At 42.0% G+C, this 15,496-nt stretch carries 15 protein-coding genes and 1 pseudogene; 11 read left to right on the forward strand and 5 right to left on the reverse strand.

The genetic code is table 11. From position 1 onward, the window contains the following. Positions 1 to 29: 29 nt before the first annotated feature. From gshB to ruvX, 3 genes are read left to right on the forward strand one after another with little or no spacing between them, the layout of a single operon-like run. The gene (gene gshB, locus PSPO_RS10440; protein WP_010561714.1) at positions 30 to 983 is read left to right on the forward strand and encodes a glutathione synthase; all 954 of its coding nucleotides are present in this window, start codon (positions 30 to 32) and stop codon (positions 981 to 983) included. 29 nt (positions 984 to 1,012) lie between these two features. Next, complete coding sequence (locus tag PSPO_RS10445) at positions 1,013 to 1,582, forward strand: YqgE/AlgH family protein (RefSeq protein ID WP_010561715.1); 570 nt, start codon at positions 1,013 to 1,015, stop codon at positions 1,580 to 1,582. Continuing rightward, positions 1,583 to 2,023, forward strand: coding sequence for a Holliday junction resolvase RuvX (ruvX, locus tag PSPO_RS10450; RefSeq protein ID WP_010561716.1), 441 nt, complete (start codon positions 1,583 to 1,585; stop codon positions 2,021 to 2,023). A gap of 9 nt (positions 2,024 to 2,032) precedes the next feature. Here ruvX and PSPO_RS10455 read toward each other — a convergent pair whose 3' ends face one another. The 3 genes from PSPO_RS10455 to PSPO_RS10465 are packed head-to-tail and all read right to left on the reverse strand — an operon-like array spanning position 2,033 to position 5,142. Next, positions 2,033 to 2,929: a hypothetical protein gene (locus PSPO_RS10455; protein WP_010561717.1), complete on the reverse strand. Its 897-nt coding sequence runs from the start codon at positions 2,927 to 2,929 to the stop codon at positions 2,033 to 2,035. Between the two features lie 14 nt (positions 2,930 to 2,943). Continuing rightward, a complete protein-coding gene (locus tag PSPO_RS10460; RefSeq protein ID WP_010561718.1) occupies positions 2,944 to 4,074 on the reverse strand; it encodes a PilT/PilU family type 4a pilus ATPase in 1,131 nt (376 codons plus the stop codon). Positions 4,075 to 4,083: 9 nt separating this feature from the next. Beyond that, the gene (locus PSPO_RS10465; RefSeq protein WP_010561719.1) at positions 4,084 to 5,142 is read right to left on the reverse strand and encodes a type IV pilus twitching motility protein PilT; all 1,059 of its coding nucleotides are present in this window, start codon (positions 5,140 to 5,142) and stop codon (positions 4,084 to 4,086) included. A 37-nt stretch (positions 5,143 to 5,179) separates the two neighbouring features. Here PSPO_RS10465 and PSPO_RS10470 point away from each other — a divergent pair, with 37 nt between their 5' ends. The 4 genes and pseudogenes from PSPO_RS10470 (at position 5,180) to PSPO_RS10485 (ending at position 7,781) form a co-directional block, all read left to right on the forward strand. After that, positions 5,180 to 5,866: a YggS family pyridoxal phosphate-dependent enzyme gene (locus tag PSPO_RS10470; RefSeq protein ID WP_010561720.1), complete on the forward strand. Its 687-nt coding sequence runs from the start codon at positions 5,180 to 5,182 to the stop codon at positions 5,864 to 5,866. A gap of 15 nt (positions 5,867 to 5,881) precedes the next feature. After that, a pseudogene (gene proC, locus PSPO_RS10475) lies at positions 5,882 to 6,712 on the forward strand (pyrroline-5-carboxylate reductase); the annotation flags it as partial. Next, positions 6,712 to 7,248 carry a YggT family protein gene (locus tag PSPO_RS10480; protein WP_010561722.1) on the forward strand — a complete coding sequence of 179 codons (537 nt, stop codon included), beginning with the start codon at positions 6,712 to 6,714 and terminating at the stop codon, positions 7,246 to 7,248. The pseudogene proC and the gene PSPO_RS10480, both read left to right, overlap by 1 nt. A 92-nt stretch (positions 7,249 to 7,340) precedes the next feature. Further along, positions 7,341 to 7,781: a DUF4426 domain-containing protein gene (locus PSPO_RS10485; protein WP_010561723.1), complete on the forward strand. Its 441-nt coding sequence runs from the start codon at positions 7,341 to 7,343 to the stop codon at positions 7,779 to 7,781. A 354-nt stretch (positions 7,782 to 8,135) separates the two neighbouring features. On the opposite strand, the gene PSPO_RS10490 is transcribed toward PSPO_RS10485, so the two are convergent. Next, positions 8,136 to 9,815 (reverse strand): alkaline phosphatase, encoded by a 1,680-nt coding sequence (locus tag PSPO_RS10490; RefSeq protein WP_010561724.1) that lies wholly within the window; start codon positions 9,813 to 9,815, stop codon positions 8,136 to 8,138. Positions 9,816 to 10,019: 204 nt separating this feature from the next. Between PSPO_RS10490 and rdgB the strand changes: the two genes are divergently transcribed. The 3 genes from rdgB to PSPO_RS10505 all read left to right on the forward strand — a co-directional run bounded on the left by rdgB (position 10,020) and on the right by PSPO_RS10505 (position 13,658). Further along, complete coding sequence (gene rdgB / locus PSPO_RS10495) at positions 10,020 to 10,613, forward strand: RdgB/HAM1 family non-canonical purine NTP pyrophosphatase (protein ID WP_010561725.1); 594 nt, start codon at positions 10,020 to 10,022, stop codon at positions 10,611 to 10,613. Then, a complete protein-coding gene (gene hemW, locus PSPO_RS10500; protein ID WP_010561726.1) occupies positions 10,613 to 11,749 on the forward strand; it encodes a radical SAM family heme chaperone HemW in 1,137 nt (378 codons plus the stop codon). Before rdgB ends, hemW begins: the two co-directional genes overlap by 1 nt. An 82-nt stretch (positions 11,750 to 11,831) precedes the next feature. Next, on the forward strand, positions 11,832 to 13,658 hold the full coding sequence (locus tag PSPO_RS10505) for a DUF885 domain-containing protein (RefSeq protein ID WP_010561727.1): 1,827 nt from the start codon (positions 11,832 to 11,834) through the stop codon (positions 13,656 to 13,658). Between the two features lie 109 nt (positions 13,659 to 13,767). On the opposite strand, the gene mdh is transcribed toward PSPO_RS10505, so the two are convergent. Continuing rightward, positions 13,768 to 14,706, reverse strand: a complete 939-nt coding sequence (gene mdh, locus PSPO_RS10510) for a malate dehydrogenase (protein WP_010561728.1) — start codon at positions 14,704 to 14,706, stop codon at positions 13,768 to 13,770. A 287-nt stretch (positions 14,707 to 14,993) separates the two neighbouring features. On the opposite strand from mdh, the gene argR reads away from it, so the two are divergent. Next, complete coding sequence (gene argR, locus PSPO_RS10515; protein ID WP_010561729.1) at positions 14,994 to 15,461, forward strand: transcriptional regulator ArgR; 468 nt, start codon at positions 14,994 to 14,996, stop codon at positions 15,459 to 15,461. The last annotated feature ends 35 nt before the right edge of the window (positions 15,462 to 15,496 follow it).

Here is a 15,496-nt window from a genome sequence, read left to right on the forward strand (position 1 = left end):
ATAGAGAGTTGAAAATAAAGGAAACTAACATGACGATTAAGCTTGGCATCATTTCTGATCCTATTGCTGGATTTAATATCAAAAAAGACACCGGCTTCGCCATGATGCTCGAAGCGCAAAAACGCGGCTATGAAATTCATTACATGGAAATGAATGACTTGTTTTTACGTGGTGGGCAAAGTTTCGCAACGTCATCTGTTGCTACCGTGTTCGATAATACAGAAAAATGGTATGAACTTGAAGACAAGCAAACCATTGCTCTAGCTGATTTAGACGTGATTTTAATGCGTAAAGATCCACCATTCGATACTGAATATATTTACGCGACTTATCTGTTAGAGCGCGCCGAGCAAGCGGGTACACTCGTAATTAACAAACCGCAAAGTTTACGTGACGCTAACGAAAAACTATTTACTGCGTGGTTTAATGAACATACACCAGACACTCTCGTCACCCGTGAGCAGTCACATATCCGCGCGTTTTTAGAAGAACACAAAGACATTATTCTAAAACCCCTTGATGGAATGGGCGGCGCGTCAATTTTCCGCGTTAAACAAGATGACCCAAATATTGGCGTTATTTGCGAAACACTAACAGCACACGGCAGCCAATATGCAATGGCACAAAATTACATTCCAGCGATCAAAGATGGCGATAAGCGCGTATTAGTGGTTAACGGTGAAGTTATTCCCTATTGCTTAGCGCGTATTCCACAAGGTGGCGAAACCCGCGGTAATTTAGCTGCCGGCGGTCGAGGCGAAGCGCGCCCTATTACCGATGTAGAACGCAAAATTGCCGAAGCAGTGGCGCCAACATTAATTGAAAAAGGCTTAATTTTTGTCGGTCTTGATATTATTGGCGACAAGCTCACCGAAATTAATGTCACAGCGCCAACGTGCGTAAAAGAAATTGAAGCGGCATTTGATATTTCTATTACCGGTAAGTTATTCGACGCAATTGAGCAAAAAGTGGCGCATACTTAAAGCTGAAGATAATACAAAAGGTGCAATCAATGAGTAATCAAACCCAGTCATTACAAAATACCTTTTTAGTTGCAATGCCAAACATGCCCGACCCACGCTTTAAACACAGCGTGACTTACATTTGTGAGCACAATGAATCAGGCGCAATGGGCCTTGTTATTAATCAACCTACTAATCTTACAGTAGGCGAATTACTCGACCAAATCGATATCGAGAATAACAAAATGGCTAGTAACAGCAGTGTTGCGGTAATGTCAGGTGGTCCAGTTCACACTGATCGCGGGTTTGTATTACACAGTACTAAGCCGGGTTATAGTTCAAGCTCGAATATCAGTTCTGATATTATGATCACTACCTCAAAAGATGTGCTTCACGAGCTGACAAGCCATGAAGCACCAGATCAATTTCTGATTACCTTAGGCTACGCAGGTTGGGATCCCGGTCAACTTGAAAAAGAGCTGATTGAAAATACTTGGCTTACCGTACCTGCTGACCCTGAGATTATTTTTAATACGCCAGCGCACTTGCGTTGGCAAAAAGCAATAGAGAGTTTAGGTATTGATATCGATAAACTTTCTCTCTATTCAGGAAATGCGTAAATGAGTAAAAACCCTATCGGGCAACGTACACTAATTGGTTTTGATTTTGGAACCAAAAGTATTGGCATTGCCGTAGGTCAGGAAATATCAGGTACGGCAACCGCACTGAGCGCTGTCGCTGCAAAAGACGGTATTCCAAACTGGGACAACGTAAAAAAAATTCTCGATGAATGGCAACCTGATTTATTAATAGTCGGCTTACCGCTCAATATGGATGGCACCAATCAAGAAGTAACCTTTAAAGCCAAAAAATTTGCAAAACGATTGCATGGCATGTTCGGTTATCAAGTTGAAGTGCAAGATGAACGCCTTACCACAACGGATGCAAAAGCACGCTTGTTTGATCACGGTGGCTACCGAAATTTAGCTAAAGATAAAGTAGATAGCATGTCGGCACAAATTATCTTAGAAAGCTATTTTGAAAGCTTGTATGGAGACTAAGCGCCTCGCTTAGTCTTTACTAATTAACTCACTATTTAGCACTTTCACACTGCCCTTTTCAGGAATAAAACCCGCTTCAATATATGCCGATTTAATGCGTTTTTGCGCTGCGAGTATTGCTAACCCTTTTTGTAACGCGTCAAACGCCGCCTTACCGTCAGGGTGGGTTTTGCTCACCACATAATGACGACTATCATCAAATGTAAGTGCAATGCCCGGCACAGCAAGTAACTCTAACGAATGCAGTTTGTAGTGGTTGTTAACAGCAGGCATAAACGGCAACAAAGCAAAGTCCGCCCACTTTTTATCAACTGCACGAATTTGCTGTAACCATTCATCATCTTTGTACAGCTTTTTTAACTTTAAGCTTTTAAGAGTTTGCCAGTCGGCGTGCCAACGGGGAGTTGAAATCGATGTGAATTGAGAAAAATCATCTAGGCTGTCAATTGCAAAGACTTTTCGGTTTTCAGGATGAGCGAATACGCCTGCTAGGTACTCACCTTTGTTAAACACAGCTGCAGAAATATAAGCGTGCTCTGCTATTTTTTCTGCATCTGCGTACCAGTATGTGTCAAAGCTAAGTAATTGCTTACCACGCTCTAAAATATTGGTGTTGCGCAGCGTTACTTTACCCACTTGGTAGTTGAATGTTTTATCAAAACCACCGAGTTTTAATGCTTGCAAGGCAAGCACCATATCCACTACGTCGCGACGCATGCGATAACCGCTAAACGAGGTAATCTGATGTACATCACGTCCAGCTAGAAAAGCCTGAAAATCAACATACACATCATCGCGAATATACATATCAACGGTGTTACTTGAATTCGCAGCGTTCGCCGCAAAACCAAATAACATACTCGCTAATACACAAAAACAAATTTTAAAACGACTTAACTTCAACATAAGCGTATCACTTACTACTGGTTTTTGTCTCCATCAAGGCCATCAACCGTAACACCTTGTAAAAAGCCTGCACCTTGTTGCTCATTATTGCGTAATTTAATCATTAAGCGCAGGTCGTTCGGTGAGTCAGCATGGTGTAGTGCATCGGCATAATTAATGCGATGCTGCTGATAAAGGTCAAAGAGCGCTTGGTCAAAGGTTTGCATACCCATTTCGCGCGATTTAGACATGGTTTCTTTAATTGCCCCTACTTCACCACGTTTTATTAGTTCTGCCACCATTGGCGAGTTAAGCAATATTTCAATTGCTGCTGCACGACCATGACCATCACTGGTCGGCACAAGTTGCTGTGCAACGATAGCACGCAAGTTAAGTGCTAAATCGTACTTTAACTTGTCGTGCTTTTCTTTTGGCACTAAGTGCATAATACGGTCGATTGCTTGGTTCGCGTTGTTTGCGTGCAGTGTAGCCACACACAAATGACCTGTTTCAGCAAATGAAAGCGCATATTCCATAGTTTCTTGCGAGCGGATCTCACCAATCAAAATTACATCAGGAGCCTGACGTAGAGAGCTCTTTAGTGCCGATTCGAAACTTTCAGTATCCAGTCCCACTTCGCGTTGCGTTACAATACTCTTTTGGTGTTCATGAACAAATTCAATCGGGTCCTCAATAGTTAAGATATGACCGCGCTGGTTGCGGTTACGATACCCTAACAGTGCCGCAAGTGAGGTTGATTTACCGGTACCCGTACCACCCACAAACAGGACTAAGCCACGTTTTGACATTATCACATCGGTTAAAACCGGTGGTAAGCCAAGGTCGTGTACTTCCGGAATGGTAGTTACGATACGACGAACAACCATGCCCGCTTTGTCGCGCTGCCAAAAAGCCGAAACACGGAAACGACCCGAATCACGTGCGATCGCAAAGTTACATTCTTTGGTTTCGTGAAATTCGGTTTTCTGCTTGCCGGTCATTGCCGATTCAACGAGCTCTAACGCTTCTTCTTCAGTTAAATCTGAATGGCCAATCGGGCGAAGTTCGCCATTAACTTTTACACTTACAGGCAAGAATGTAGACACGAATAAATCCGATGCTTCACTCTCTACCATTTGTTTTAAAAAATGATCTAAGCCGTGCATAATTTACCCCTAGTAAGATCGTGCGCCTGCTGCGCCAAAGTTGCTCTTATCGTGGGCTTTTGCATATGCATCTTGCTGTGTAATTAAGCCGCGATTTAGCAAGTTACCTAAACACTGATCCATCGTCTGCATGCCGTGCGATGCACCGGTTTGTAGCGATGAATACATTTGCGCAATTTTATCTTCACGAATAAGGTTACGAATAGCAGGGGTACCTATCATGATTTCGTGTGCTGCGATTCGTCCGCCACCTACTTTTTTCACGAGTGTTTGTGAAATTACAGCACGTAACGATTCAGATAGCATTGAACGTACCATGTCTTTTTCTTCACCTGGGAATACGTCGATAATACGGTCAATGGTTTTTGGTGCTGAGGTGGTGTGCAAGGTGCCAAATACTAAGTGACCGGTTTCTGCCGCGGTCATTGCAAGGCGAATGGTCTCTAAATCACGTAATTCACCGACCAGAATAACATCTGGATCTTCACGAAGCGCCGAGCGAAGTGCGTTATTAAAGCTGTGCGTATCACGGTGTACTTCACGTTGGTTAATTAAGCTTTGCTTATTGTCGTGTACGAATTCGATAGGATCTTCAATGGTAAGTACGTGGTGGTGCTTATGCGAATTAATATAATCAATCATCGCGGCAAGCGTTGTTGATTTACCCGAACCTGTCGGTCCCGTTACCAACACTAAGCCACGTGGGTTATTGGAAATATCTTTGAATATTTCAGGACAGCCTAAGTCATCAAGGGTTAAAACGGTGCTTGGGATGGTACGAAATACCGCGGCTGGACCACGGTTAGAATTAAAGGCATTAACACGGAAACGCGCTAGGTTTGGCACTTCGAAAGAAAAGTCACATTCTAAGTTTTCTTCGTATTCTTTTCGCTGCTTATCATTCATAATATCATACACTAAGCCGTTTACGTCTTTTGGTCCAAGTGCGGGGATATTGATTCTTCGAACGTCGCCATCAACGCGGATCATAGGTGAAACACCTGATGATAAGTGTAAATCTGATGCATTATGTTGCACACTGAATGCCAGTAATTCAGTAATGTCCATTGGATTGCTCCACTAAGTTACTTATTTGAATAATTATATGATTACAATAGCAGAACGACTTAAAATAGCCTATGACAGAATCGCAAAAGCGATAAAAAATTCTCACATTTTAGGGCAAAAAGTGGCTTTATTGGCGGTCAGCAAAACAAAGCCTAGCACTTTAATACGAGAGGCCTACCAAGCTGGCCAACGTCAATTTGGCGAATCTTACGTACAAGAAGCGGTCGATAAAATCGCTGAATTATCCGATTTAAGCGACATTGAATGGCACTTTATCGGTCCTATTCAATCGAATAAAAGCGCGCAAGTAGCAGCTCATTTTAACTGGGTGCAAAGTGTCGACCGCATTAAAATAGCCAGACGCCTAAATGATCAACGCCCCTCTGAACGCGCTAAATTAAATGTGCTTATACAAGTGAATATAGATGATGAGCAGAGCAAGTCTGGCTGTTCGCTATCAGAAGTCGATGCGTTAGCTCAGTACATTGCAACATCTGACAACTTGGTATTGCGTGGTGTTATGGCCATTCCTAAAAAAAGCGATTCACTAAACGAGCAACAACACAGCTTTGCCAAACTGCAAACTTGTTTTAATCAATTGAAATCCCAATATGATAGTATAGATACGCTTTCAATGGGCATGAGTAACGATGTTGAAGCAGCAATAAGTCAAGGCAGCACTATGGTGCGTATTGGCACCGATATCTTTGGCCCAAGAAACTAACGATTAACCAAAAAGAGAGTTCCTATGTCACAAAACACCATTGCATTTATTGGTACCGGTAATATGAGTTACGCCATTATTGGCGGATTAATCAATGGCGGTTTTGCCCCAAACAATATTATCGCAACCAACCGCAATGCAGAAAAACTTGCCAAAGTTGGCAATGACTTTGGTATTCAAGTAACTAACGACAACATAAAAGCAATCGAACAGGCCGATTACGTTGTACTCTCGGTTAAACCGCAAATGATGGCAGACCTATGCCAAACCATTAAAGATTCAGGTATCGCCTACCAAGACAAAGTGTTTATTTCCGTTGCGGCGGGCATTAAAGTGGCGCGTTTACAAGAAATGCTAGACCACCCGGTTAAGATGATCCGCTGCATGCCAAATACCCCGAGCTTACAAAGCAAAGGCGTAAGCGGCTTGTTCAGCAATAATACCAGTGAGCAAGAAAAACAATTTGCTACAGAGGTATTTAGCGCAACAGGTATTGTTACGTGGCTTTCAGAAGAAGACCAAATTAACGATATTATTGCGGTAACGGGTTCATCTCCTGCGTATGTATTTTTGTTCTTAGAAGCGATTGAACAAAAAGCAAAAGAGCTCGGTTTTAACGCTGAACAAGCAAGAGAGCTGGTACAGCAAGTGGCTGTAGGTGCCAGCGATATGGTGGCAAAATCGCCTGACTTATCAATCAGTCAGTTACGTGCTAATGTTACTTCAAAAGGCGGTACAACTGCCGCGGCAATTGCTCATTTAGAGCAGCAAAACTTAACGCAAACTGTCGCCGATGCGATGGATGCGTGTATCGCACGCGCACAACAAATGGAGCAAGAATTTTAATGAATGACGCGTTTCGATTTTTAGTTGAAGTCGTTTTTGACTTGTACTTGATGGTTGTATTACTGCGCTTTTGGCTACAATCCGCGCGTGCTGATTTCTATAATCCGCTCAGCCAGTTTGTAGTAAAAGCCACCAGCCCTTTACTTAACCCAATTCGCAAGGTAATTCCTGGACTTGGCGGTTTTGATCTTGCCTCATTAGTGCTTGCGCTGATTGTCGCAGCGCTCAAAATAGTGACCATTTCACTGCTTTTCTTTGGTGGAATTGAACCTGTTACTGTATTGGTTGGCAGTTTGATTACTGTGATCAAAGAAGGTTTAAACTTGGCCTTTTGGGTACTAATTATCCGAGCAATTTTAAGCTGGGTAAGCCAAGGACATAACCCAATCGAAGCGATTTTCCATCAACTCACTGAGCCAATGTTACGCCCGATTAGAAAAATCATTCCACCAATTGGCGGGTTAGATTTATCAATCTTAGTGCTGATTATTGGATTACAGTTTCTGCAAATCTTATTCCTTGATTTATTTAGATAAAAGCGAATAAATTCAGGTAGAATAAAAAAGCCGCAGAATGCGGCTTTTTTGTCATCTATACTAATATTAATACTTAATTTAAGGGGCGGATTATGAAAACCCTAATTTCACTTTGTTTAGCATTTTGTGCATTTATGGCTACAAGCGTTTTAGCGAATACCGAGCAAGGTGGTCAATACAAAGAGCTTGGTAACTGGCAAGTGCATTACATTGCTTTTCCATCAACTGTATTGCAACCAAAAATAGCGCAACACTATGGTATTGAGCGCAGTAACTACAATGCGGTTATCAATATTTCAGTATTGGATAAAGCAACGAAAAAAGCACAAAAAGTCGCTATTTCAGGCACTGCCAAAAACTTACTTGGTCACAATGAAACGCTCGCATTTAAAGAAATCATCGATGGTGATGCAATTTACTATATTGCAGAACTAGGCTACAGTAATGAAGAGCTGTATCGCTTTAAGCTTGATATTAAAGGGCAAAATAAAAGCGAAGTACTCAGCTTTCAACAAAAATTTTATGTTGATTAGGGTCTGCTGACCTTTCAAGTTCGTTTTTGCAGCAGTTTGATTGGGTTTTATACAAGGCAGAGGCTGCGTGGCATAGTTATTCTATGTGAGCCAGCCGATAACACAGTAGAAAAGCCAATCAAGCGCTGCCGAACGGTTCTTTTGAGCGCACTTTTCTCATTGTTGCTCGATATTCGCTTAGATTACTAGGCCACACATCGAGCGCCGCGATAAAAGCACGCTCAAACAGAACAAAAATAGAACAGCAAAGATCAACAGACCCTAATATTTTTTCTTAAACAAATTAATCTACACATTAAAAAAGCGCCTTACGGCGCTTTTTTGTTATTGGCTAGTGTTACTCTTAAAGCGAGTTTACAAGCCAAGCGCTGCCATCATTTTCTGACCAATATCAACATGGTGTTGCATGGTTGAGAACTGTTTAGTTACACCTTCAGGACCAAAAGCATAAACTGGAACAGGTGCGGCTGTATGTGTACCTGTACCCCAAACAACATTTTGGTGACGAGCAAGTGCACGACCAATTTTTGCAGTGTGGTCTTCGTCTGCGTATACATAAAACTCATTAAAGTCGTCAAACTTTGGCGTTACATCAGCACTTTGATAAGAGTGATCTGGGTCATAGTAAGGGTTGTTTTCACGCTCACCTACTTTCTCAGCTTCCTCTAGTGTCACTTTATACGCGCTGTAGTTATTGATTGCAGTCATCCAATCGTTTGCTGTTGCAGCGTCGAAGTTCCAATCTGCGTTTGCCATATCAAGCATGTTGTAGAAAGTACCCGACTGCTTATACAACATTTCTAAGTGGCTTAAATCACCAAAGTTGAAGTTAGGCTTGTAGTCGCGACCTTGCATGCCATCGCCTGGAAGTGTTGTTGCTTCAGGCATATTGTAACGTGAGTAACTAAAACCAAAGCTACCAGTTTCATGGTCAGCTGTTACAACAACCAGCGTATCGTTACGATCTTTTACCCATTCGTAAACCGCTTCTACCGCTTCATCAAACTTTAATAGTTCATGTAGCATCCAACCCGCATCGTTCGCGTGTCCTGCCCAGTCAATCTGACCACCTTCAATCATTAGGAAGAAGCCATCTTCATCTTTAGAAAGCACATCAAGTGCCTTTTTAGTCATTTCTTTAAGCGATGGTTGAGAACAGTTATTTGCTTCTTTACATGCTGAGTAGGCAATACCGTCAGCCATACCCGAGTTTGCGAACAAACCAAGTAGTTTAGTTGTTTCTGTTGCAGCTAGCTGCGCTTTATCAAACGCTAGTTCATAACCAAACTGCTCTTTCGCTTCAACGACTAAGTTACGGTTGTCGCTACGCTTTGATTTTTTATACACCGACTCAGGTGCGCCAAGTGCACTCATAACGTCACGATCTGCTGCATCCGTTTTAATATCAGACGGTAAGAATACGCGAGCACCACCTGAAAGTAATACATCAACATTACCACTTTCGATTAGCTCTTCAGCAATCGCGGGTTCTAACGAACGATGTGGTTGGTGCGCGGCAAATGCCGCTGGTGTTGCATGGGTAATGCGAGTATCTGATACTAAGCCTGTTGCTTTACCTGCTTTTTTCGCCTTTTCTAAAATGGTTTCAACGATATTACCTTGGTCATCAAGGCCAATCATTTCAGAACCTGCCGCTAAGCCTGTTGCTAATTGTGTTGCAGAACACGCTGAGTCAACAACCAACTTACCATTATCACCATGCGGTGCATTAAGAGACAAGCCCATTACACCTTGATTGGCAAAGTTAGATAACGCAGTCACACCATTTTTAGCACTGTACGTTGAATTAGGTGCGCGGCGCGCATACTCTTCAAGTAAGCCAACTTGCTGAGGGCCCATACCGTCACCAATCATTAAAATCACGTTTTTAACTTCAGTAACAGCTACTGGTGGTACTTCCACCTCTTTAATCACTTCAACTTCTTTAATTACTTCTACGATTTCTTTATCGTCAGAACCACAACCCGTCATAAGTAAGCTAGCAACTGCTAGGGCGACACATGTTTTTTTCATTATTTTGTACCCGTATGATTTAAAATTTGCGATAGCCTACTTATCTATTGTTAAACTAAGATTTCATATTTATGGCATTTAGAATAATCACTCAGACCCTAACCCATTGAAAAGTAACAATATAACATTTCATAAAATCCACAAAGCAATACCCGTGCGCTCTTGATATAATAACTAACATCATTCCTTTAGAAATTTCGTTTTATGTCATTTGAAAAAATCGTTTTGGCAACGGGTAACCAAGGTAAAGTTGCTGAGCTTGCGGATAAACTCGCTAGTTTGAATATTGAAGTAGTCGCACAATCAGAGTTTGATGTGCCAGAAGTTGCTGAAACCGGCACCACATTTATTGAAAATGCCATAATCAAAGCAAGGCATGCGGCAAAGATTACTGGCTTACCGGCAATCGCCGACGATTCCGGTCTTGAAGTTGAAGCCCTAGGCGGTGCTCCGGGCATTTACTCAGCACGATTTGCAGGGGTTAATGCCAACGACTCAGATAATATTGATAAGCTATTAAGTGAACTGGGCGATAATCCGAATCGTACAGCCCGTTTCTGGTGTGTATTAGTATTAATGCGCCACGCTGATGACCCTACCCCTTTAATTTGCCAAGGCGTGTGGCAAGGTGAAATTTTACCTGAGCGTCAAGGTGAACAAGGTTTTGGGTACGACCCAATATTCTTTAGTCATGAAAAAAATTGCAGCGCGGCAATGCTGGATAAAGCAACTAAAAATAGCCTAAGCCACCGCGGAAAGGCGCTTAATCAACTGCTCGACATGCTCAAGGCTAATTAATGAAACTGCCACCATTAAGTCTTTATATACACATACCTTGGTGTGTGCAAAAGTGCCCCTACTGTGACTTTAATAGTCATGGCGTAAAGTCAGATATTCCTGAATCAGCTTACGTACAGCACTTGCTAGATGATTTAAAAACCGACCTTGCTTATGTGCAAGGCCGCAAACTCACTAGTATATTTATCGGTGGCGGTACACCGAGCCTGTTTAGTGAAAAAGCTATAGCTACTTTATTGCAAGGTGTTGAGCGCCTTATACCATTTGCAAATGATATAGAAATTACCCTTGAAGCTAACCCAGGTACCGTTGAAGCTGAGCGCTTTATTGGCTACCGCGCAGCTGGCGTTAATCGTATTTCGATTGGTGTTCAATCGCTGCAACAAGACAAACTAAAAAGCCTTGGCCGTATTCATAATGCCGATGAAGCAATTAATGCAGCAAAATTGGCAAAGACCATAGGTTTAAACAGTTTTAATATGGACTTAATGCATGGATTGCCAGAACAATCCATCGATGATGCACTGAATGATCTTAAACAAGTTATCGCGCTCAATCCGCCCCATATTTCGTGGTATCAACTCACCATTGAGCCTAATACCCAATTTGCGTCAAAACCGCCTGTACTGCCTGAAGATGAAACCTTGTGGCAGATTCAAGAACAAGGCCACCAGCTGTTAACAGATGCAGGTTACGAGCAATATGAAATATCAGGCTACGCCAAATCGGGCTTTCAATGTCAGCATAATTTAAATTACTGGCGTTTTGGTGATTACTTGGGTATTGGCTGTGGCGCCCATGGCAAAATCACCGATTTAACAACACAAAAACTGGTACGCACTGTTAAGGTAAAACATCCTAAAGGCTATATGAACTTAACCAGACCATACCTATTTGATAGCTGGCACGTAGCAAATGATGAACTGCCTTTTGAATATTTCATGAACCGCTTGCGCCTACATGAATCATTCAACATCAACGAGTTTGTTGAGTTTACTGGGCTGCCACTTGAACACGTTGAAACTAATTTAAATCACGCGGTTACTGCAGGATTAATGCAAAAAAACGACAATATCTGGCAAGTTACCGCAAAAGGACACCGCTTTTTAAATGACTTGTTACAATTATTTGTGTAACGTCGTTTGTAGCGACCCCTGTAAAACAGTAACGTTGAGTAAATACTTCGTTATAAAGTCATAACTATAAAGGTAAAACAAAATGCTTAAGCGCTCATTAATTGCAGCAGCAATCAGCTCTGTTTTTTTAGTTGGTTGTCAAACACCAGCAACAACACAAGATACAACTGCTGAAGTCGTTAAACAACAATCAGAAAGCGAACGTGCAAACGCGTTCTTTGAAGAAGTTTTTATGCGCGGCGTAATGCGCAGCCCTGTTTACCAAACCTACATGGGCATCAAAAAAGACTATGACAAATGGGACGACGGTTCTGAAGCACGTGCGTTAGAAGATTTAGCGCTTGCGAAAAAAGACCTTGAAACGCTGCGCGCATTTGACCGCAGCAAGCTAGATAGCACGACACAAGTTAGCTATGACTTAATGGAACAGCGTTTAGTACAAAGCATTGATGACTTTAAATGGCGCTACCACACGTATCCAGTAAATCAAATGTATGGCACACACTCAATGATCCCTGCATTTTTGATTAACCAACATCAAATTGCCGATTTAAGTGATGCAAAAGCGTATATTTCTCGTTTAAATGGTGTACCAACCGTATTTGAACAACTTGAAAAAGATTTAGAAACTCGTGCTGAAAAAGGCATTATCGCGCCTAAATTCGTGTTCCCACATGTAATTGATTCAAGCAAAAACATTTTGAAAGGTGCGCCTTTCACTACTGGTGAAGATTCAACCCTGCTTGCTGACTTTAAACGCAAAGTGGCAAAGTTAGAAATCGCACAAGCTGAAAAAGACGCTCTTATCACTGATGCAACAAATGCGCTTAAAACTGCAGTTGGTCCTGCCTATGAATCGCTTATCAGCTACTTAATTGGTTTAGAATCTCGCGCTGATAACCGCGATGGTGCTTGGAAGTTCCCGCAAGGTGAAGCTTACTACAACAATGCATTAGCACGCACGACAACAACCGATCTTACGGCAAAAGAAATTCACGCGATTGGTTTAGCTGAAGTTGCACGTATTCATGATGAAATGCGTGAAATCAAAGATAAAGTTGGCTTTAAAGGCGACTTAAAAGCATTCATGGAATTCATGAAAACCGACAAGCAGTTCTACTTGCCAAACACGGAAGAAGGTAAAGCAAAATACCTTGCTGATGCGACAGCAATGATCGATAACATGAAGTCGCGCCTTGATGAGTTATTTATCGTTAAGCCAAAAGCCGACATGATTGTAAAACGTGTTGAAGCATTTCGTGAAAAAGCAGCAGGTAAAGCATTTTACCAGCAACCTGCGCCAGATGGCTCACGCCCTGGTATTTACTATGCCAACCTGTACGATATGGAAGCGATGCCAACTTACCAAATGGAAGCGCTTGCTTACCATGAAGGTATTCCAGGCCACCACATGCAAATTGCTATCGCGCAAGAGCTTGAAGGCGTTCCTAAATTCCGTAAATTTGGCGGTTACACAGCATACGTTGAAGGCTGGGGTTTATACTCTGAAATGGTGCCTAAAGAAATGGGCTTATACGAAGACCCCTACTCAGACTTTGGTCGCTTAGCGATGGAGTTATGGCGTGCATGTCGCTTAGTAGTAGATACAGGTATTCACGCGATGAAGTGGACGCGCCAACAAGGTATCGACTACTACGTAAATAACACGCCAAATGCAACCTCAGACGGCGTTAAGATGGTAGAGCGTCACATTGTAATGCCATCACAAGCAACGGCGTACAAAATCGGTATGATCAAGATTGTAGAATTACGTGAAAGCGCGAAAAAGCAACTTGGTGAAAAGTTCGATATTCGTGAATTCCACGATGTAGTGCTTAAGAGCGGTCCAGTGCCGCTTAATACTCTTGAAGGCTTTGTAAACGATTGGGTTGCAAGCAAACAAGGTTAATAAGCATTAAAAAATAAAAGGCGTATAAAGCGCCTTTTATTTTTTATCAATTAAGATACAAAAAAGGCCGCAATTGCGGCCTTCTTTACTGTAACAACTTATCTCGGAATTAACCGTTGATGAAGTCGATACCTTCTTGAATGTCTTTGTTAAGCGTTTCAAGCATGTCGTTCTTTGCTTTCTCTTCGAATGCGCTAAGCTCACCGTAAGAAAGGATTTCTTCAACACCGTTTTTGCCTAAACGTACTGGGTGTGCGAAGTATGCAGCGTCACCACCGTCGATTGCAACGTATGCGTAGTCGATAACACCTTCTTCACCTTGTAAGCCTTTAACTAAAGACTGAGTGAAACGTGCAGCTGCTGCGCCCATTGAAAGTGTCGCTGAACCGCCACCCGCTTTTGCGTTAACAACTTCAGTACCTGCGTTTTGAATACGTGGAGTAAGTGCTTCAACTTCTTCTGCTGTGAACTCAACACCTTCAACTTGTGAAAGAAGTGGAAGAATAGTTGTACCTGAGTGACCACCGATTACTGGTACTTTAACAGAAGCAACGTCTACGCCTTTAAGTTCAGCGATGAACGCTTCTGAACGGATAACGTCTAGTGTTGTTACACCGAATACACGGTTAGCTTCGTAAGTACCTGCTTTTTTGAATACTTCAGCAACGATTGGTACAGTGCCGTTTACAGGGTTAGTGATAACACCTACAAGCGCCTTAGGACAGTTTTTAACAATGCCTTCAGCAAGTGTTTTAACAATGCTTGCATTAACATTGAATAAGTCTGCACGGTCCATACCCGGCTTACGCGGCATACCTGCTGGAATAATTACGATATCTGCGCCAGCAAGTGCTGCATCTAAATCGTCTTTACCAAAACCTTCAACTTTAACTGCAGTTGGGATATGTGATAGGTCAACAGCAACACCTGGAACAACTGGCGCTACATCATATAACGATAGCTCAGAACCAGCTGGTAATTGTGTTTTAAGTAATAAAGAAAGGGCCTGGCCGATACCACCAGCTGCGCCTAAAACTGCAACTTTCATGTGAATTCTCCGTGATTAGAGGTAGGTATTTAAAAAAGTGCCATAAAGATAATGAAAAGTGCGCATAAAAACAAATAAAACAGGTATTTTTTATATAAATCTCGACCATAGTTGTAAACTTTATCCGACTAGATTAGTTGACAACGCTATCAATTAAAAAAATCGCGTTTTCATTGAGATTAATTCAACTCTAATTGAATTAAGATGACGATTTTATTAATGCATTTAACCCTAACTTGTGTAAAATTTAAGGTAACGTCCATCAATTGGTTAAACAGCCCGTTCACATGCAAATACAAGATAAACAAGAAGCGCTGGTTAAAGCGTTCAAAGCCCTTTTAAAAGAAGAAAACTTTGGTTCACAAGGCGAGATTGTTGATGCCTTAAAAGATATGGGTTTTGACAATATTAGTCAGAGCAAAGTGTCTCGCATGTTAAGTAAATTTGGTGCTGTACGCACACGTAATGCAAAACAAGAGATGGTGTATTGTTTACCTGCAGAAATGGGTGTACCGACAGCGAAAAGTCCGCTGCGCCAACTGGTAATTGATATTATGCATAACGAAATGATGATCATCATTCGTACCAGCCCAGGTGCTGCACAACTAATTGCACGTTTGCTTGATTCACTTGGCAAAGCAGACGGTGTGTTAGGCACCATTGCCGGTGATGACACGATTTTTATTGCGCCAGCAAAAATTTCAGAAATTGATGTCACGCTTGAACGCGTAAAAAACTTATTTGAAAACGTGTAACTCTATTTTTGAGAGTTCATCCTCATTGATGAACT

Source organism: Pseudoalteromonas spongiae UST010723-006, assembly GCF_000238255.3.
Classification (GTDB): domain Bacteria; phylum Pseudomonadota; class Gammaproteobacteria; order Enterobacterales; family Alteromonadaceae; genus Pseudoalteromonas; species Pseudoalteromonas spongiae.